Annotated in this window: 10 protein-coding genes; 5 read left to right on the forward strand and 5 right to left on the reverse strand. The window is 67.2% G+C overall.

The window, feature by feature from the left end:
- Positions 1-4 precede the first annotated feature (4 nt).
- The gene (locus AZKH_RS01275) at positions 5-7,663 is read right to left on the reverse strand and encodes a type I polyketide synthase (RefSeq protein WP_015433909.1); all 7,659 of its coding nucleotides are present in this window, start codon (positions 7,661-7,663) and stop codon (positions 5-7) included.
- 260 nt (positions 7,664-7,923) lie between these two features.
- Here AZKH_RS01275 and AZKH_RS01280 point away from each other — a divergent pair, with 260 nt between their 5' ends.
- Genes AZKH_RS01280 through AZKH_RS01300 form a run of 5 tightly spaced genes read left to right on the forward strand, consistent with a single transcriptional unit; the run spans position 7,924 to position 13,934 of the window.
- The gene (locus AZKH_RS01280; protein WP_156822021.1) at positions 7,924-9,003 is read left to right on the forward strand and encodes a polyamine ABC transporter substrate-binding protein; all 1,080 of its coding nucleotides are present in this window, start codon (positions 7,924-7,926) and stop codon (positions 9,001-9,003) included.
- Positions 9,004-9,034: 31 nt separating this feature from the next.
- Entirely contained in the window at positions 9,035-10,138 is a 1,104-nt protein-coding gene (locus AZKH_RS01285) for an ABC transporter ATP-binding protein (RefSeq protein WP_015433911.1), read from the forward strand.
- Positions 10,135-11,067, forward strand: a complete 933-nt coding sequence (locus tag AZKH_RS01290) for an ABC transporter permease (RefSeq protein ID WP_015433912.1) — start codon at positions 10,135-10,137, stop codon at positions 11,065-11,067. The genes AZKH_RS01285 and AZKH_RS01290 overlap by 4 nt, the downstream gene beginning before the upstream one ends.
- On the forward strand, positions 11,064-11,945 hold the full coding sequence (locus tag AZKH_RS01295; RefSeq protein ID WP_015433913.1) for an ABC transporter permease subunit: 882 nt from the start codon (positions 11,064-11,066) through the stop codon (positions 11,943-11,945). The genes AZKH_RS01290 and AZKH_RS01295 overlap by 4 nt, the downstream gene beginning before the upstream one ends.
- Positions 11,946-11,957: 12 nt before the next feature.
- Positions 11,958-13,934: an ABC transporter ATP-binding protein gene (locus AZKH_RS01300; RefSeq protein ID WP_015433914.1), complete on the forward strand. Its 1,977-nt coding sequence runs from the start codon at positions 11,958-11,960 to the stop codon at positions 13,932-13,934.
- A gap of 6 nt (positions 13,935-13,940) precedes the next feature.
- Here the strand turns inward: AZKH_RS01300 and AZKH_RS01305 are convergent, their stop codons facing one another.
- The 4 genes from AZKH_RS01305 to AZKH_RS01320 all read right to left on the reverse strand — a co-directional run bounded on the left by AZKH_RS01305 (position 13,941) and on the right by AZKH_RS01320 (position 18,582).
- Positions 13,941-15,557, reverse strand: coding sequence for a calcium-binding protein (locus AZKH_RS01305; RefSeq protein WP_051071631.1), 1,617 nt, complete (start codon positions 15,555-15,557; stop codon positions 13,941-13,943).
- Between the two features lie 210 nt (positions 15,558-15,767).
- Positions 15,768-17,264, reverse strand: coding sequence for a calcium-binding protein (locus AZKH_RS01310; RefSeq protein WP_015433916.1), 1,497 nt, complete (start codon positions 17,262-17,264; stop codon positions 15,768-15,770).
- A gap of 166 nt (positions 17,265-17,430) precedes the next feature.
- Complete coding sequence (locus AZKH_RS01315; RefSeq protein ID WP_156822022.1) at positions 17,431-17,688, reverse strand: hypothetical protein; 258 nt, start codon at positions 17,686-17,688, stop codon at positions 17,431-17,433.
- Positions 17,689-17,757: 69 nt separating this feature from the next.
- Positions 17,758-18,582 carry an SdiA-regulated domain-containing protein gene (locus AZKH_RS01320; protein WP_231874444.1) on the reverse strand — a complete coding sequence of 275 codons (825 nt, stop codon included), beginning with the start codon at positions 18,580-18,582 and terminating at the stop codon, positions 17,758-17,760.
- Between the last annotated feature and the right edge of the window lie 227 nt (positions 18,583-18,809).

Here is an 18,809-nt window from a genome sequence, read left to right on the forward strand (position 1 = left end):
TGAATCAAAGCTCCTTTCTGACGTCGGCAATGGTCTGCGCGACCTGTTCTGCGGAGAAGGAGTCGCCGTGCTGCGCCGCCATGCCGGTCACCAGATCGGTGAGCGCATCGCCCCTTTCTGGTGCATCCGCGCCGCTTCCGAGAACCCGTTCGACGATGCGTGAGGCGACGCGATCGATCGTGGGGCCTTCGTTGAGCAGCATCGCGGGGAGCTGGACGCCGAAGCGTCTTTCCAGTCCGAGGGCCAGCTCGACGGCCATCAGCGAATCCATGCCGAGATCTCGCAAGGACTGTGCCGCGTCGATGCGTTCGGGGTTGATCGACAGGATCTGCGCGACTTCCTGCAGGACGAGTCCGCGCACGATCTCGAGGATTTCATCGCCGGATTTCCCGGCGATCAGCGCCTGGAAGTCGCCGCCGTCCGCCCCGAGGTTCTGCTCGCCGGCGAACTCGCGCTGTAGCGGCGCGAAGCGGGGGGTCTGGGCGGAGGGGAGCAGGCGGGCGAGCATGCTCCAGTCGAAGTCCGTAACGGCGATCGTCGCCGCGTCGGTCTGCAGCGCCTGTTCGAGCATCGCCAGTGCCTTGGCGGTGGTGAGCGCTTCGGCGCCGAGCCGGTTGGTGAGGCTTTCTTTCACGGCTTCGTTGCGCGTGAGGTAGCCCGCGTCGGCGATCGGACCCCAGCCGACGCAGGTGGCGGGCAGGCCCATCGCGCGGCGCAGCGTCGCGAGCCCTTCGAGGTAGGTGTTGGCGGCGACGTAGTTGCCTTGGCCGGGATTGCCGATGAAGGTCGTCACCGACGAGTAGAGGATGAAGTGGTCGAGCGGCGTGTCGAGCGTGAGCTCGTGCAGGTTCCATGCGCCGAGCACCTTGGGCGCGAGGACCGTGCGCATGCGCTCGGCGTCGAGGTTCGCCAGCAAGGCGTCGTCGATGACCATGGCGGCATGCAGGACGCCGCGCAGCGGCGGCAGTTCGGCGCGGATGGGGGCGAGCACGGCCTGGACGGAGCTGCGGCTGGCAACGTCGCACGCGAGGATCGTGACGCGCGTGCCGTGCCGCTCGAATTCGGCGGCGATTTCCCCGGCGCCCGGCGTGTCGGCGCCGCGCCGGCCGAGCAGGACGATGCTGCCGGCGCCGCGTTCGGCGAGCCAGCGCGCGGTTTCGAGACCAAAGCCGGTGAGGCCGCCGGTGACGAGGTAGGTGGAGTTCTTCGCGAAGGCCAGGTGCGGCCGGGCGACGGGCGGTGCTTCGACTTCGATGCGGGCATCTTCGAACGTCACGACAACCTTGCCGATCTGCCGCGCCTGCTGCATGTAGCGGAAGGCGTCGACGACGCGTTCGGCCGGGAAGGCGCGGAAGGGCAGCGGCGACAGCGCGCCCTCGCGGAAGAGTTCCATCACTTCGGCGAAGAGGCGCCGGGCAAGCTCGGGGCGGCCGGTCTGCAGCTGGTCGGCATCGATGCCGAAATAGCTGATGTTGTCCTTGAACGGACGCAGGCCGATCGGGGTGTTTTCGAAGAAATCGCGCTTGCCGATTTCGAGGAAGCGGCCGAAGGGCTTGAGGACCTGCAGGTTGCGGCGGATCGCTTCGCCGGCGAGCGAGTTGAGGACGACGTCGACGCCTTCGCCGTTGGTCTGTTCGAGGATCTGATCGGCGAAGGCGAGGCTGCGCGAATCGAAGACGTGGTCGGCGCCGAGCAGGCGCACGAATTCGCGCTTCTCGTTGCTGCCGGCGGTCGCGAAGACTTCGGCGCCGAGGTGGCGGGCGAGCTGCACGGCGGCGATGCCGACGCCGCCGGCGGCGCCGTGGATCAGCACGCGCTCGCCGGGTTCGAGGCTCGCGAGCTGCTTGAGCGCGTAGTACACGGTCAGGAAGACGGTCGGGACCGTGGCGGCGGCTTCGTGCGACCACTCTTCCGGCTTGCGCGTGACCGCGCTCGCTTTGGTGACGACGTGGCTAGCGAAGCAGGCCGGGCCGGAGCCGAGCACGGCGTCGCCGACGGCGAGACCGCTGACGCCCTTGCCGATGCGCGTGATGACGCCGGAGAACTCCAGGCCGAGGCTCGCGCCGGCAAAACCGTTCTCGACGGCTTCGTCCGGAAGCAGGCCCATCAGGTACATGACGTCGCGGAAGTTGAGGCCGGTCGCGAGTGGACGGACTTCGATTTCGCCTTCACCCAGGGGGCGTTCCGGATTGGGTAGCCAGACGAGGTTGCGCAGTTGTCCCGGTACGTGGAAATCCAGGCGGAAGCGCGATTCTCCCGGCGCTTCCCGTGCGGCCTCAGGCGCAGCGGCGCGCTGCATGCGCAGGCCGAAGCGGCCGCGCGGCGTGAGCGCGATTTCGCGCTCGCCGTCGGGATGCAGCAGTTCGTTGACGAGGGCCTCGGCGCCCGCGGTCCCCTGAAGGTCCCGGGAGACGTCGATCAGCGTGCAATTGAGCGCGGGGTGCTCGTTCATGATCACGCGGCCAAGGCCCCACATCGCGGATTGCGCGGGATCGAGTCCGGGGGCCTCGTTGATGTCGTCCACCGGAATGCCGCCCGACGTGAGGACCCACAGTCGCGGCTGGCCGATGCCGGCGCTTTCGACCGCGAGCAGCAGGTTGAGGAGCTCCGCGCAATGGGTGCGTTCGAGGAGGGTGTCGATCGACGCCGCAGCATCAGTCGTTGCGAGGCCGGCGAGGTCGACGACGTGGTGGATGTCGCCGAGCTGGTGGCCGGCCTGGCGCAGCAGATCTTCGGCGGCGGTGCGCGATCCCGGGGGGGCGTTGTCGCCGGCGGCGTTTGCAGACATCACGGCGACGCGCTGCCCGCTGGCATTCAGACGCGCCGAGAGGCTCTCGGCGAGGGCCTGGGATTGTGCAGTAGAGCCGGCGAGCAGCAGCCAGTTGGCCGACGCTACGGCTGCTTCGGCGGGCGCCGTGTCTTCGCGTTTTGCGAGGACCAGGTAGGCTCCGCTCGCGAGGCCTTCGGCCGCCGGCTCCACGAAGCTTTCGATGTCGGTGAAGCCTTGCGCGGACAGGGCGCCGGCCCAAGTCTCCGCGGGCAGCAGTTGCGGGAAGGGCTGGGCGTCGTTGGCGCCTTTGTGCCAGAACGCAGTGTCGATGCCGTTCCAGAAGACGGCGGAGAGGTCGCTGTGACGCTCGGCGACGAGCAGCAGGCCGCTGGGGCTCAGCAGACGCTGGGTCCAGGCGAGCGCGGCTTGGGGATTGGCCGCGCGATGCAGGCTGTGACGCCGGATGACGATGTCGAACTGCGCGGGAAGGCCCTTCTGGTCGACGAAGGCCGTCTCCGCCGGATCGAGCTCGGCGACGTTCACGAACACGTGATCGCGGTATTCGGCGCGCAGGTGATCGCAGACGCGCGGGTCATGATGGGCAAGCACGTAATCGACACGGTCGCTCGGGAACGCATTGGCGAGCTGCAGAGGCAGGTCGCTGGTCTCGGCGGCGATTTCGAGGATGCGCAGCCGTCTCGTGGCGGGCCAGCCGGCCGCCGCCTGTTCGACGACGTGCCGCACCGCAAGCCGGCTGCCGAGGTAGGCGGGATTGTCTTCGTACAGCGTTTCAGCTTGATGACTGTTGCGGAGATCCTGCAGCAGCGCGGTCGCATCGACCTCTCCAGTCAGGATCGCCGCGAGCTGCGGGCCGATTCGGCCGATGAGGACGAGCTCGGGCAGGCTGGTCGGGTAGTCCCGCAACAGGGTGCGCCAGATGTCGGCGGGCGGCGGCAGGTCGCTGTCTGCGAGCCGCCAGCTGCCGCCGTCTTCGACCAGCAGGCCTTCGAGCTGCAGGTTGGACTTGAGCCAGGTGAAGTAGGCGCGGCCCGCCGGTGCCACGGTGTCGGCGTTGGTCAGGGCCTCCTGCAGCCATTCCGCACGGTTCGCGAGCAGATCGCGGAAGGCTTCGTAGGCGAAGGCGATGACCATCGCGTCGCACAGTGGCTGCAGCTCGCGGAAATACGATTGCCGGTCGAGCTGTGCCTCCTGCGCGGTGAACCAGGCGCGCAATTGCCGCGCGACATCCTGCGTGCCGGGCAGCGGTGCGGCGGCAGTCGGACCGGGCGTGGCGAGGAGGTGCGGGACGATCTCCCAGCGCGCCGGCTCGGCTTCGTGGTGCTGCCGTACCGACGCGGCGCGGAAGCGGCAGCCCTCCAGCGTTGCGACCAAACCGCCATCGCGGGCGAAGAGGTCGAAGGCCGCGAGGACCGAACGCGGGCTGCGGCGCAGCAGGCGTACGCGGAAACTGGCGACGGCGGCGCGTCGGAAATGACGCAGGCGACCGACCCGGACCGGAAGGAGCGGCAGGCCGCGGCCGGCTTCGATATCGGCGCGGAAGAAGCCGAGCAGCGACTGGAAGCAGACGTCGAGTGCGCCGGGGTGAAGGATGAATTCGCCCTGGCTGTCGTCGGTGGTGGCCGGCTGGAGGGTCCCTTCGAGGATGTCGCCATGGACGTCGGCGTGGGCCAGCGTGCGGAATTCTCCGCCGTAGTCGAGTCCGAGCAGGCCGGCGAGCCGGTAGTGGGTGGCGCCGTCGAGATGGTCGGTCGCCGCCGAGCGGTTGGCCGGGGAAGGCGCGAGCTCGCCGGCCGGCGTTGCTTCGCGCAAGCGGCCGGCGGCGTTCAAGGTCCATTCGTCGTCGCTGAGCCGCTGGCGGCTTCGGATCTGGAAGCCGCCGTCGCGCGGGTTCAGTTCGATGCGCACGCTGCGTCCGTGATCGCCGTCGAACACGATCGGTGCGAGGATATCGAGCTCTTCGAGGTCGAGCTGGGCGGCGGCGAAGACCTCGGAGGCGGCGGCGAGGGCGAGTTCGACGTAGGCCGCGCCGGGCAGTACGGTGGCGCCGCCGACCTTGTGGTCTGCGAGCCAGGATTGCGTGCGGGGATCGAGCACGTTTTCCCACGCCGCCGGGGCATCCTTCAGACGCCAGCCGAGCAGCGGATGCGTCCGGTGGCGATGGATCAGCCGGTAGCCTTCGGGGGTGTCGGGGCGCCAGTGGCGTTCCCGCTGCCATGGGTAGTTCGGGGCCGGCACGTGGCGGCCGGCGGCAGGGAAGAGGGCGGTCAGATCGGTGCGCCCCGTCAGGTGCAGGCGGAGCGCGAGTTCGTCCAGCCGCTGCAGCGCGTCGTCGTCGCGCCGCAGTGACGGCAGGACGCGTCCCTGCACGTCCTTCGTGGCGAGGCATTCGGTGACGTAGCGTTGCAGGATCGCGTGCGGCCCGATCTCGACGAAGTAGTTGCAGCCGAGGTCGATCAGCGCGCCGATGCCTTCGCCGAAGCGCACCGGCTGGCGGACGTTGTCCCACCAGTAGCGGGCGCCTAGGGAAGTGCCGTCGAGAATCGCGCCGGTCACGGTGGAGACGTACTCGCAGTCGGCGGCGGCGTTCGGTGCAAGGCCGTCGAGCGACGCGACGAGCATCTCCTCGATCGGGTCCATGCAGCGGCTGTGGAAGGCGTAATCGAGGTCGAGCAGGCGGAAGAAGACGTTGCGGCGGCCGAGCGCCGCGCCGAGGTTCTCGAGACTGGCGAGCGGACCCGACAGCGTGACGTTGCCGGGGCTGTTGATGCCGGCGATCTCGATATCCGGTTCGCCGAGCTCGGCGAGCATCTCGCGCATCGCCGCTTCGGACAGGGCCACGGCAGCCATGCGGCCGGTGCCCCGCGTGAGGGCTTGCGCGGCGCTACGGGCACAAATCACGCGGATGGCCTGGTCGAGGTCGAGCGCGCCGCACACCCACGCCGCAGCGACTTCGCCGACGCTGTGGCCGGTGACGGCGAGCGGCCGGATGCCCTGCTCGCGCAGCATGGTCGTGACGGCGACCTGGATCGCGAAAAGGAGCGGCTGCGCGACGGCGGTGTCGTCCAGCCGCGAGGCGGTGGTGTCGGCGCTGAGCTCGGCCAGCAGCGAAAACCCCGTCCGTTCGCGGATCGGGGCTTCGAGCCCGGCGATCAACTCACGGAAGCGCGGCGATTCGGCGAGCAGCTTCTGTCCCATGCCCGCCCACTGCGAGCCGTTGCCCGAGTAGACGAAGGCGATTCCGCCTTCGTTCGGCAGCGCGTCTTCCTGGACCAACCCGGCGGGTGCCTTGCCTTCGGCGAATTCGCGCAGCGCGGTTTGCGCTGCGGCGAGGTCTTGCACCGGTAGCGCCAGGCGCTTGTCGAGGCGCTCGCGGCGGTAGGCCGCAGTGTGGGCGATGTCGTAGTACGCGTCGGTCGGGCCTGCGGCGAGGACGTCCGCGTAGCGGCCCGCGAGTTCTCGCAGGGCACCGGTAGTGCGGGCCGACAGGATGAGCGGCGGCGAGAGCGGCGTCGCCGGGCGCGCCGATTCGGCCTGCACCGTGGCGCCGCGGTATTCCTGCATGAGCACGTGCGCGTTGGCGCCACCGAAACCGAAGGAGTTGACGCCGACGACGAGCGGCCGTGCCTCGTCTGCGTTTCGGCACGGGCGCGGAGCGGTGACGACGTCGAGGTTGAGCCTGGAAAAATCGATCTTCGGATTCGGCGTCGTCAGGTGGATCGACGGCGGCAGCTGGCGGTTCTTGAGAACCATCAGCGCCTTGACGAGTCCGGCCATGCCGGAGGCCGGTTCCAAGTGCCCGAGGTTGGTCTTCACCGAACCGATCGGCAGTGGCTCATTGGCAGGGCGGCTGCGGCCATAGACCTCGCCGATCGCCGCCGTCTCGATGGGGTCGCCGACCGCGGTGCCGGTACCGTGGGCCTCGAGGTAGTCGATCTCGTGCGCGGCAAGCCCCGAGCGGGCGAGCACCGCGCGCATGAGTTCGATCTGGCCGTCGCGGCTGGGAATCGTCAGGCCGGTTTTGCGGCTGCCGTCGGCGTTGACGCCGGTGGCGCAGATCACCCCGTGAATCGTGTCGCCGTCCGCGATCGCCTGTTCCAGCGGCTTGAGCAGGACCACCGCACCGCCTTCCGCGCGGACGTAGCCGTCGCCGGAGGCGTCGAAGGTGTGGCAGCGGCCGCGTGCGGATAGCATCGAAGCCTTGGTGAAGCCGACGAAAGGATAGGGGTGAAGCAGCAAGTTGACGCCGCCGACCAGCGCGGTCGAGGCTTCGCCCGCATGCAGCGCATTGCAGGCGTGATGCAGGGCGACGAGCGAGGACGAGCACGCGGTGTCGACGGCAAGCGACGGGCCGTGCAGGTCGAACACGTAGGACAGCCGGTTCGCGGCGACGCTCAGCGTGTTGCCGGTCATCGTGTGCGCGGTCAGGCTGGGCAGGTCGTCCAGCGCGCCGACGCCGTAGTCGAGCCCCGAAATCCCGACGTAGACGGCGCAGTCCGTGCCCGCGAGACGGGACGGCGGAATGCCGGCGTTTTCCATCGACTCCCAGGCGAGCTCGAGCAGCAGCCGCTGCTGCGGGTCGAGCCACGCCGCTTCGCGCGGGGAAATGCCGAAGAACCCGGCATCGAATTCATCGATCCGGGACAGCACACCGGCGGAGAAGGTGATGCTCCGGCCGCCTTCCGAGCGTTTCGGATGTTCGAGAGCATCGGTGGCCCAGCGCTCCGGGCCGATGCGCCCGACCAGGTCCTTACCCTCGATCAGGGCGGTCCAGAACTCGTCTTCTCTCTGCAGATCGCCGGGGAATCGGAATGCAAAGCCGATAATTGCGACGGACTTGTTTGTGCGTTCGACATTCCCGGGGTTGGCGTTCAATTTGCTGCAACTCGCTGAATTATTAAGTTATCTTAAACATTATCCGTCGGCCCGCGACGATTCGGCAACAAGGAGGGCCCGACGTGGGGGGTGGAATCCGGTAAGGTGTGACGGAAATGTCACAGGGTGGGATATGTGTTTGATGCTGAGTGCATTTCGTGAACCGGGGGCGCTACTATAATCTAACAGTGACGTGTCCGGTGACGCGTTGGCAAAGAGCCGTAATGCGCTTTGTACGAGGGCTGTCCATGCGAGTGCGAATGCTTCTGGCCGCCGTGTGCGGCTTCGTCGCGTTGAGTGTCGGGGCTGCGGGGGGAGGCGGCGCTCTCAACGTTTACAACTGGAACGACTACATCGCCCACGACACGATCGCGAGCTTCGAGAAGGCGACCGGCACCCGCGTGCGCTACGACCTGTACGACAGCAACGCCACGCTGCAGGCGAAGCTGCTGACGGGGGCTAGCGGCTACGATGTTGTCTATCCCAGCGTCGAATACGCGGGGCGGCAGATCCAGGCGGGCATCTTCCAGCCGCTGGACAAGGCGAAGCTGCCGAACCTGCACAACATCGATCCGATCCTGCTCAAGGCGGTCGAGGCGGCCGACCCCGGCAACCGCTTCGTCGTGCCCTACATGTGGTACACGACCGGCGTCGCGATCAACGTCGACAAGGTCACCAAGGCCTTGGGCGGCAAGCTTCCGGACAACGCGTGGGACCTGCTGTTCAAGCCCGAGGTGACGTCGCGCCTGCGCGACTGCGGTATCTCCGTGATGGACGAGGCGAGCGACGTCGTGCCGGCGGCGATGCTTTATGCCGGCAAGGACACGAAGCGCATGGATACGGCTGATATCCGGGCGGCGGTGGAGCGCATCCTGCCGGTGCGAAAGGACATCCGCGTGTTCAACTCGTCGCCGATCGATCTGATGGCGAAGGGCAGCGTGTGCGTGGCGATGATGTTCTCGGGCGACGCGCTGATCGCGGCCCGGCGCGCGGCCGAGTCGCATACCGGGGCGAATGTGCGTTACCTGATCCCCGAGCAGGGGGCGATGATGTCGGTCGATGTGATGGCGATCCCGAAAGACGCGTCCCACGTCGATAACGCCCATGCGTGGATCAACGCGATGATGGATCCGAAGGTGATCGCGGAGATCTCCAACGAGACCTTCTATATCAGCGCCAACCGCGCCGCGCTGCCGCTGATGTCCAAGGAGATCACCGGGAATCCGGCGATCAACGTGCCCGACGACGTCAAGGCCCGCCTGCATCCCAAGCCGGTGCTGACGAAGGAAGTGCAGCGCGAGATGACGCTGGCCTTGAACCGCTTCAAGACGTCAAAATAGCTCATCATGGTCGCTCGGGGCGCGCATCCGGATGGCGGAAGATCGGGACGGGGATTCGGCATACCTGCGCATTGATCGCGTAAGCAAGCGTTTCGACGAGACGCTCGCGGTCGATGACGTGTCCCTCGACATCCGCAAACACGAGATCTTTGCGCTGCTGGGCAGTTCCGGCTGCGGCAAGACGACCTTGCTGCGCATGCTCGCGGGACTCGAGACCCCGGGGACGGGCCGCATCGTGCTCGATGGCCAGGACCTGGCCGAGGTGCCCGCGCATCAGCGGCCGACGAACATGATGTTCCAGTCATACGCCCTCTTTCCCCACATGACCGTGGAGGCCAACGTGGCCTTCGGCCTGCGCCAGGAGCGGCCGCGCTGGTCGCGGGCCGAGGTCGCCGCGCGCGTCGCCGAGATGCTCGATCTCGTGCAGATGCAGCGCTACGCCCGGCGCAAGCCGCACGAGCTCTCCGGCGGGCAGCAGCAGCGCGTGGCACTCGCGCGAAGCCTGGCGAAGCAGCCGAAACTGCTGCTGCTGGACGAACCGCTCGCCGCGCTCGACAAGAAGATCCGCCAGCAGACGCAGCTCGAACTCGTGAGCCTGATCGAGCGGGTCGGCGTGACCTGCATCCTGGTCACTCACGACCAGGAAGAGGCGATGACGATGGCGACGCGCATCGGCGTGATGTCCGAGGGGCGCCTGCTGCAGGTCGGCACGCCCGACGAGATCTACGAGCGCCCGAATTGCCGTTTCACCGCCGAATTCGTCGGCGACACGAACCTCTTTCACGGCCGCGTGACCGATTCGGGGTTCGTGTGCGATGACTCCCCCGAGCCGCTCGCGCTCGCGTCGGGACACGGCACCGTCGGCGAGACGGCCTGGCTCTCGGTGCGGCCAGAACGCATGATGCTGAGCCGCGAGCGGCCGGACGGACGTGCGGGCTGGAATCGCGCGCAGGGCGAGGTCGCGGACATCGCCTACCTCGGCAGCTATTCGGTGTATCACCTGCGTCTGCCGGGCGGGCGGATCGTGCTCGCGAGCGCGCCCTCGCTGCAGTGGGGTGAGGCCTCCGCGCCGACCTGGGGCGATGCCTTGTGGCTCGCATGGCCAGCCGCCGCGGGCGTGGTGCTGCTGCAATGAATCGCCGCTTCTTCCTGCTGCGCGGCCGATTCTGGGTGGGCTGCGTGCCTTGGGCGTGGATGCTGGTGTTCTTCGTGCTGCCTTTCGCGCTGATCGCGAACGTGAGCCTGTCGACGCCGGAACTGTCGGTGCCGCCCTACGTGTCGCCGCTGCATGCCGAGCCGGGCCGCGCGCTGCCGGAATTCCGCCCCGACCTCGCGAGCTATGGTCGCCTAGGCGACGAGCTCCGCGCGCTTCGCGAGGACGGCGGCGAACGGCAGTACCTGCAGGCCTACGGCAACTCGCTGCTGCTCGCAGGCCTCACGACGCTGTGCTGCCTGCTGATCGGTTACCCCTTCGCCTATCACATCGCCCGCTCGCGCGAGCCGACGCGCAACACGCTGTTGATGCTCGTGATGCTGCCGTTCTGGACCTCGTTCCTGCTGCGCGTCTATGCGTGGATGGTGCTGCTCGACAGCAGCGAACTCGGGCTGATCAACCACGCGCTGCTCGCGCTGGGGCTGATCGATGCACCGCTGCAGCTCCTTTACAACAGCGGGGCGGTGCTGGTCGGGATGATCTACAGCTATCTGCCCTTCATGGTGCTGCCGCTCTATGCGAACCTCGTGAAGCTCGACGTGCGCCTGCTGGAGGCGGCGGGCGATCTTGGCGCGCGTCCCTGGACGACCTTCGTGGCGATCACCTTGCCGCTGTCGCAGCGCGGCATCATCGCCGGCGCGATGCTGGTGTTCATCCCCGCGGTGGGCGAGTTCGTGATCCCCGACCTGCTCGGCGGCGGCGACGTGCTGATGATCGGGCGCAAGATCTGGGACGACTTCGGTCCGAACCAGGACTGGCCGATGGCGGCGGCGGTCGCGGTCATCATGGTCCTGCTGCTGATCGCGCCGATCATGCTGTTCTACCGCCATGGCCGGGAGAACGGGTCGTGAGCGGCGCTTCGCGGCGTTGGGGGGCGAAGGGCTGGCTGCTGACGGTGTTCGCCTTCCTCTACGTGCCGATCCTGTGCCTCGTCGTGTTCTCCTTCACCGGCGGCGAAATCACGACCCAGCTCGATGGGCTGTCGCTGCGCTGGTACGCGGAGCTCGCCGCCGACGACGAGTTGCAGACGGCGGTGTTGCTGTCGCTGCGCGTGGCCGCGCTGGCCGCCTCGGCCGCGGTAGTCGTGGGGACGGCGGCGGCGGTCGTGCTGACGCGCTTCGGCCCCTATTTCGGCAGTCGCGTCCTCCCCGGTGTGATCACGGCGCCGATGGTGATGCCGGAGGTCGTGGTCGGGCTGTCCTTGGTGCTCCTCTTCACGCATCCGGGCTGGTCCTTCCTCGGCGGGCGCGGCGTCGGAGCGATCTGGGCGGCGCACACGACGCTGTGCGTGGCCTACGTCGCGGTGCTGGTGCAGTCGCGCTTGCGCGAGATGGATCGCTCGCTCGAGGAGGCGGCGCTCGACCTCGGCTGTCCGCCATTCAAGGTGTTCTTCGTGATCACGGTGCCGGTGATCGCGCCGGCGCTGGTGTCGGGCTGGCTGCTCGCCTTCACGCTGTCGATGGACGATTTCGTGTTGGCGGCCATGCTGTCCAACCCCGGCAGCACGACCCTGCCGGTGCTGATCTTCGCGCGCCTGCACCACGGGCTGAAACCGGAGATCAATGCGCTCGCGACGGTGATCGTCGCGATCGTGTCGGTTGCGGTGATCGTGGGAAATCGCGTGATGTTGTCCGCGCAAGCGCGCCGCACGGCAGCGATGGTCCGCGCGGCGGCGGGACGGGAACGTGCATCTCCCGTTACACTTCCTGCTACACATCGTCGCCCGTAACAAGGATTCCGCATGGCCGAAGCCGCTGCGCAAGAACTGAACCCTGCGCCGCGGGGCGTGGTGATGGACGCTTCGTCCGAAGCAACGCCACCGGCTCCCCCGGAACCGTCCGAGCAGCCGGTGAGCCTGGCGGCGCTGTATCGCGCGCTGTGGCTCCATGCCGAGGGCGCGCGGCCGCTGATCTTCGGGTCATTCGCGCTGCTGCTCGCGTCGCAGTTGTTCAAGCTCGCCGTGCCCTGGCTTGCCGGCAGCGCGATCAACGCGATCCAGGCCGGCGGGCTCGGCGCGCTCCCGGAGGCCGGGCGCTGGCTGATGCTGCTGTTCGCGTCGATCGTCGCGACCTGGCTGCTGCACGGCCCCGGGCGCATCCTCGAGCGCAACGTCGCGATGCGGGTGCGCGAGCAGTTGTCGGAATTGCTCGTGCGGCGGCTGCTGCAAGCGCCGCTCGCGTGGCACGAGCGTCACCATTCGGGCGAGATCACGCATCGCGTGCAGCAGAGCACCGGCGCGCTGTACGACTTCGCGCAGAACCAGTTCATCTACCTGCAGAACACGGTGCAGTTGATCGGCCCGGTGGTCGCGCTGTGGCTCATTTCACCACTCGTCGGCAGCGTCGCGGTGGTCGGGTACGGCCTGATCGCCTTCCTGATCACGCGCTTCGACCACGTGATGATGCGTATCGCCGTCGACACCAACCGCGCCGAGCGAGCCTATACGGCGACCCTGGTCGATGTGCTCGGCAACGTGTTGTCGGTGCTCGCGCTGCGCCGTGGAGAGGGCGTTGCGCGACTGATCGCCGCGCGCCTCGCGCAGATGGCCGGGCCCTTGAAGCGCAGCATCGTGCTCAACGAGGCCAAGTGGTGCTCCGTCGATCTGCTCGCGAGCCTGCTGTGGTGCGTGCTCGTGACCGTCTATGCGATGCAGGCGTCCGGCGCGGTCGGCGGCGCGGCGGCGGCCGGAGTCGTCACCGGGATTGCGCTGGGCAAGGTGTTCATGGTCTATGAGTACGCGCAGCAGGCGGGCGGCGTGATCACCGCGATCGCGTCGCACTTCCAGTCGCTCGCGCGCCAGCGGGCGGACTATGCGGCCGGCGAGCCGATGTTCTCCGCGCCGGTCGCTGCCGAGCCGATGCTGCATCTGGCCGACGGCGATCCGTGGCAGCGGCTGGCACTCACGGATCTGCGCTTTTCGCACGCCGCGGCGCACGAGGCGGGGCCGCGGGCCGGTGCAGTGATCGACATCGAGCGGCTGGAGCTCGAACGCGGTCGCCACTATGCGCTGGTCGGGCCGAGCGGTGCGGGGAAGAGCACGCTGTTGCGTCTTCTCGCCGGGCTCGATTGTCCGCAGGCCGGCGCCGTGAGTTTCGACGGCCGAGCCGAACCGGAGCCGGCGGCGATGCTGCGCGGCATCGCGACGCTGATCCCGCAGCAGGCCGAGATGTTCGACGGCACGCTCGCCGAGAACCTGCTGCTCGGCGCGGATCTGTCGGCGGAGCACATCGCGGCCGCGCTGGAGGCGGCCTGCGCTGGCGAGTTGGTCGAGGACCTGCGCAGCGGGCTCGCGACGCGCGTGGTCGAGGGCGGCGCGAACTGGTCCGGCGGGCAGCGCCAGCGGCTCGCGCTCGCGCGCGGTGTGCTGGCCGCGGAAGCTTGCTCGCTGGTGTTGCTCGACGAGCCGACCAGTGCGCTGGACCCGGAGACCGAGGCGCGCGTCTATGGTGGGCTATTCGAGCATTTCGTCGGCGCGACGCTGGTGTCGTCGGTGCATCGCCTGCATCTGCTCGACCGCTTCGACAGCGTGATCCTGATGCAGGCCGGGTGCATCGTCGGCGCCGGCAGCGCGTGGGAGCTTGCGCAGTCGTCGGCGCTGTTCCGCGAGATGCTCGCGGCGCAGGAGGCCGGTGCGAAAGGGGGCGATCGGCGCCACCAGCCTGACCGGCGGCGCAACAGAGAGGGCAACCCGCGAGCTGCCCTCGATGATGGTGTGTGATTCGGGTCAGACGAGCAGTGAATCCACGTCCGCGAAGTTGGCGGCGCTGATGCCGGTCAGCACGCCCTTGAGGTTCGCGATCTGCACGGCCGCGCCGGCGCCGCTGCCGTCGGCGTCGTAGAAGAGCTTGCTGCCGTCGAGGATCAGGAAGTCGTTGGCGTCCAGCGCGGCTTTGCCGAAGACCACTTCATCCGCGCTGATGCCGCCGGCGAGCGAGGTGTAGACGTCGGCGTCGAAGGCGAGCACATCTTCAGCGGCGTTGAAATCGGCAATGTTGTCTCTGCCGCCCGCGGCGATGTTGTCGAAGACGAAGGTGTCGTGGTCCAGTCCGCCGACGATCTTGTCGGCGCCGTCGCCCGCGACGATCCAGTCATTGCCCGCCCCGGCGACGATCTTGTCGTTGCCCGCTCCGGCCTGGATGGAGTCGTTGCCGCTGCCGGTGACGATGTTGTCGTTGCCAAGACCGGACTCGACCTCGTTGCTGCCATCGCCCGCTACGATCTTGTCGTTGCCCGCGCCGGTCGTGATGTCGTCGTTACCGGACCCGGTCGTGACCTTGTTGTTGCCGCCGTCGGCATCGATGTCGTTGTTGCCGTCGCCGGCGACGATCTTGTCATTGCCTGCACCGGTCGTGATGGTGTCGTCGCCCGCGCCGGTGACGATGTTGGCGTTGCCTTCGGTGTCGTCGATGCGGTTGTTGCCGCTGTCGTCGATGATCTTGTCATTGCCGGCGCCGCCGCTGATCGTATCGTCGCCGGCGCCGCCGAAGAGCTGGTCGTTGCCGAGGCCGCCGATGAGGGTGTCGTTGCCTTCTTCGCCCCAGACCTTGTCGTTGCCGGTCGAGGCGTCGAGGAAGTCGTTGCCGGCCGTGCCGTCGATCTTGTCGCTGCCGGCATAGAGGCCGGCCATCAGCGAGTCGAAGCCCGCGGTCTCGAGGTTGTCGATGACGTGAGAGGCGTCGATCTTGACGCCGCTGATACTGCCTTGCGGGCTGTAGCTCTGGATCCCGTGATCGTTCGCGAGGAGCGTGCCCCATTCGAACGAGGTCACTTTGCCGTTCAGCGTGCCGAGGCCGCCGGTGAGGTCACCGCTGACGCCGACCTTGCCGTTGAGCTTGACGTACAACCACTCGTCGCCCGGCGTCGCCGGATTGTCGTCGTGCCACGCGAGGACGAGTGACGTGAGCTTGCCGTTCAATGCGCCGGTGTTGATGTTGACCTTGCCCGAGCCGAACAGGACCTGCGCCGCCTGGTCGTTGCCGAGCTCGATTTCCCGCAACGACAGATCGGACAGTTGGACATCGCCGGCGGACGTCATCGACATCTTCAGGCTACCGTGCGCATCGAGCGATGCCCCGTCGGCGGCCGTCAGCTCGATTTCGCTCAGGGTTGCCGAATTGCTGCGGACCGAACTGACGGTCGCATCCAGTGCCGTGCCGTCGCTCCACAGGGCGTGCACCGATGTGCTGTCGCCAGTCTCGGAAATCGGCGGAACGGACGAGATGGTATCGGCGGCATGCGAGACGGAGGTCTCCGCGGCGTCGATCTGTGCCGTGTAGGCTGCGTAGCTGAAGCCCGGGTCGAGGATGGCCGCCGTGGTATTCAGGTTGGTGAAGGTGGTCATGACGCGCTCCTCAAGAATCATCAAAGAACGAATCTGTCTGCTTGAAGAATAGTAAGCGGAGGAGTAGCGTTAGCCTTTCCTAATGTTTACTTCGCCTATGATTGATGAAAGTCAACGTACGGCGAGTCCTCTACCGGACGTTTCTTCATCACGACGTGCAAATAGAAAAGGCTGCCCGCGGGCAGCCTTTTTGTTGACGCGTGACCGAGGTCAGACGAGCAGCGAATCCACATCCGCGAAGTTCGCGGCGCCGATGCCGGTGAGCACGCCCTTCAGGTTCGCGATCTGTACGGCGGCGCCCGCGCCGTTGCCGTCGGCGTCGTAGAAGAGCTTGCTGCCGTCGAGGATCAGGAAGTCGTTCGCATCCAGCGCGGTCTTGCCGAAGACCACTTCGTCGGCAGCGACGCCCCCGGCGAGCGAGGTGAAGACGTCGGTGTCGAAGGCGAGGAGGTCTTCGGCGGCGTTGAAGTCGGCGATGTTGTCCATGCCGCCGGCCGAGACGTTGTCGAACACGAAGGTGTCGATACCCAGTCCGCCGACGATCTTGTCCGCACCGTCGCCCGAGACGATCCAGTCGTTGCCCGCGCCGGCGACGATCTTGTCGTTGCCCGCCCCGGCCCAGATGAAGTCGTCGCCGCCGCCCGTGACGATGCTGTCGTTGCCGAGGCCGGTGTCGATGTCGTTGATGCCGTCGCCCGCGACCACCTTGTCGTTGCCCGCGCCGGTGGTGATGAAGTCGTCGCCCGCGCCGCTGACGATGTTGGCGTTGCCTTCGGTGTCGTCGATGCGGTTGTTGCCGCTGTCGTCGATGATCTTGTCATTGCCGGCGCCGCCGCTGATCGTATCGTCGCCGGCGCCGCCGAAGAGCTGGTCGTTGCCGAGGCCGCCGATGAGGGTGTCGTTGCCTTCTTCGCCCCAGACCTTGTCGTTGCCGGTCGAGGCGTCGAGGAAGTCGTTGCCGGCCGTGCCGTCGATCTTGTCGCTGCCGGCGTAGAGGCCGGCCATCAGCGAGTCGAATCCCGAAGTATCGAGGTTGTCGACGATTTGCGAGGCATCGATCTTGACGCCGCTGATCACGTGCGTCGGGCTGTAGCTCTGGATGCCGCTTTGAGTCGCGGTGAGCGTGCCCCATTCGAAGGAGGTGACCTTCCCGGTGAGGCCGGTGAGGCCGTCGTCGATGCTTCCGGTCACGGCGACGCTGCCGTTGAGCTTGACGTACAGCCATTCGTCACCGGCGGTGCCCGGATTGTCGTTATGCCAGGCGAGGACCAGCGAGGTGAGCTTGCCGCCCAGGGCACCGGTGCTCACGTTGATGGTTGCCGAGCCGAACAGGACCTGGGCCGCCTGGTCGTTGCCGTAATCGGCTTCGCGCAGCGTCATGTTCGAGACGTCGAGGTCGGCCGTGACCTTGACGCTTCCTTTTACGTCGATCCATGCGCCGTCGCCGGACTCCAGCGACAGTTCGCTCAGGGTGGCCGAGGTGCTGCTCAGGGACGAAACGGTGGCGTCAAGAGTCGTTCCGTCGAACCATTCTGCGTGGGCCGATGTTGCGCCGACGTCGTACGACATCGGCGAGTAGTAGGCGATCGTGTCGACGGCATCGACCAGCGAACTGCCGGCGGCTTCCATCTGTGCCGTGTAGGCGGAAAAGCTGAAGCCCGGGTTGAGCGTGGCTGCAGTGGTATTCAGGTCAACAAATGTAGCCATTGATATCCCCGACGGAGAAATGATTCAAGAGTGATGACTGTTTCGGGCGTGAAGATGCATCCAGAACGCAATGTTATCAGCTGGAATCGCGCCAGTTCGTCTGAATGTGCACTTTGCGTATGCTTTATGGAAATCAAGGCTTTCCCGCTGCTGACTTGGGGCGGCTTCAGCGTCCCCGCCAGCCCCATTCGCGCGCCGGGACGCGCAGCGTCACCGGTTCGCCGGAGTCGGTATCGGCGAAGAGTTCGAGTTCGCCCGAGTCGAGGATGCGCGCCCGCGTGGCGACGACTTCGTGCACCTTCCATGGCGAGCTGGGTCGTTTGGTGAGGTGCAGGCGCGGGTAGTTCACGCGCAGGATGTCGGCCCAGACGTCATCGACGTCGGCGGCGTACTTGACGAGGTTCAGTTCGATTTCGCGGACCATGCCCATTCCCGATGTGTTCCGGTGCATGCTACTGGGCTTGCGGGCGCTGCGCCACCGCCCGCGCCGGGCTCAGTCGGGCTCGAAGGCGTAGAAGCGGTTGGCGGTGCTCGCGACGTAGAGATTGCGCTCGTCGTCCATGCTCATTGCAACGGCTTGAGGAATGGTCTCGTGCAGCCCGGCGAAGCCGGCGGCGAGCGGTTGATAGGCGACGAAGCGCCCCTGGTCGTCGAGTTCGAGGATCAGGCGTGACGCGTTGCTGAGCAGCAGGACGTGGCCGGTGCGGGCGTCGTACTTCACGGCCGCGAAGTCGCGCGCGACGAACTTGTCGCCGATCCACGCGGCGCGGTCGATGAGCTGCACCTCGGCACGGCCTTCGAGACCGGCACGCAGGCCGCGGACTTCGTAAAGATGGCTCGGCGCATGGCCCTGCACGACGAACAGGCGGTCGCCGGCGCGGTCGTAACCGATGCCTTCGACGGCCTGGTCGCTGTTCGGAAGTTCGAGTCGCAGCGCCTGCCGGCCGTGGCGGCGGAGGATTTCGTCCGGGGCCTGCGGCGCGGGCATCACCACCAGGGTGTGGCGGCCCTTTTCGACGAGCAACAGGCGATCGTCGCCGAGCGAGGCGATGCCGGAGACGCCGTCGAAACCGTCGAGCGGATGGCGCGAGAGCACTTGGCCGTCGGTGTTCAGCGCCAGCAATTCCGCGGGCGCATCGGCGACGGCCCAGAGCCGGCCATGACCGGCGTCCGAGGCGAGCCCGGAGAGCTGGCCGGCGAGGCCGTCGAGCGATCGCGCTTCGACGCGTACGCGATAATCGGGCAGCGAGGGTTGCGCACGCTGGGCGCTTTTCGGCTGCATCGCACTGATCGCATAGGCGAACGCGCGATCGACCATGCGTCCTACATAGCCTGGCGCCGCGAGTACGAGCGCGACGGCAAGCAGGATTCCAGCCCACCAGCCGGGGCGGGGGAATGAGAGAATTCGGGAAGCCGGAGTCATCGTTCTGCCCTTGTGCGTCGTGACATACGTGATCGGTACTATCGCAGCGCAATGTTTCAATTACTTGTCGACAACGGAAATTCAGCGACGATCACCGAAAATGCCTACGCGACATGAATTGT

The sequence above is a fragment of the Azoarcus sp. KH32C genome (genome assembly GCF_000349945.1).
In the GTDB taxonomy this organism is placed as follows: domain Bacteria; phylum Pseudomonadota; class Gammaproteobacteria; order Burkholderiales; family Rhodocyclaceae; genus Aromatoleum.

What these genes read in the sequence shown, in the direction of transcription:
- AZKH_RS01310 (WP_015433916.1), bottom strand. Translation starts at nt 17,264, where the DNA reads ATGGCTACATTTGTTGACCTGAATACCACTGCAGCCACGCTCAACCCG.
- AZKH_RS01305 (WP_051071631.1), bottom strand. Translation starts at nt 15,557, where the DNA reads ATGACCACCTTCACCAACCTGAATACCACGGCGGCCATCCTCGACCCG.
- AZKH_RS01290 (WP_015433912.1), top strand. Translation starts at nt 10,135, where the DNA reads ATGAATCGCCGCTTCTTCCTGCTGCGCGGCCGATTCTGGGTGGGCTGC.
- AZKH_RS01280 (WP_156822021.1), top strand. Translation starts at nt 7,924, where the DNA reads ATGCTTCTGGCCGCCGTGTGCGGCTTCGTCGCGTTGAGTGTCGGGGCT.
- AZKH_RS01315 (WP_156822022.1), bottom strand. Translation starts at nt 17,688, where the DNA reads ATGGTCCGCGAAATCGAACTGAACCTCGTCAAGTACGCCGCCGACGTC.
- AZKH_RS01285 (WP_015433911.1), top strand. Translation starts at nt 9,035, where the DNA reads ATGGCGGAAGATCGGGACGGGGATTCGGCATACCTGCGCATTGATCGC.
- AZKH_RS01320 (WP_231874444.1), bottom strand. Translation starts at nt 18,582, where the DNA reads ATGGTCGATCGCGCGTTCGCCTATGCGATCAGTGCGATGCAGCCGAAA.
- AZKH_RS01300 (WP_015433914.1), top strand. Translation starts at nt 11,958, where the DNA reads ATGGCCGAAGCCGCTGCGCAAGAACTGAACCCTGCGCCGCGGGGCGTG.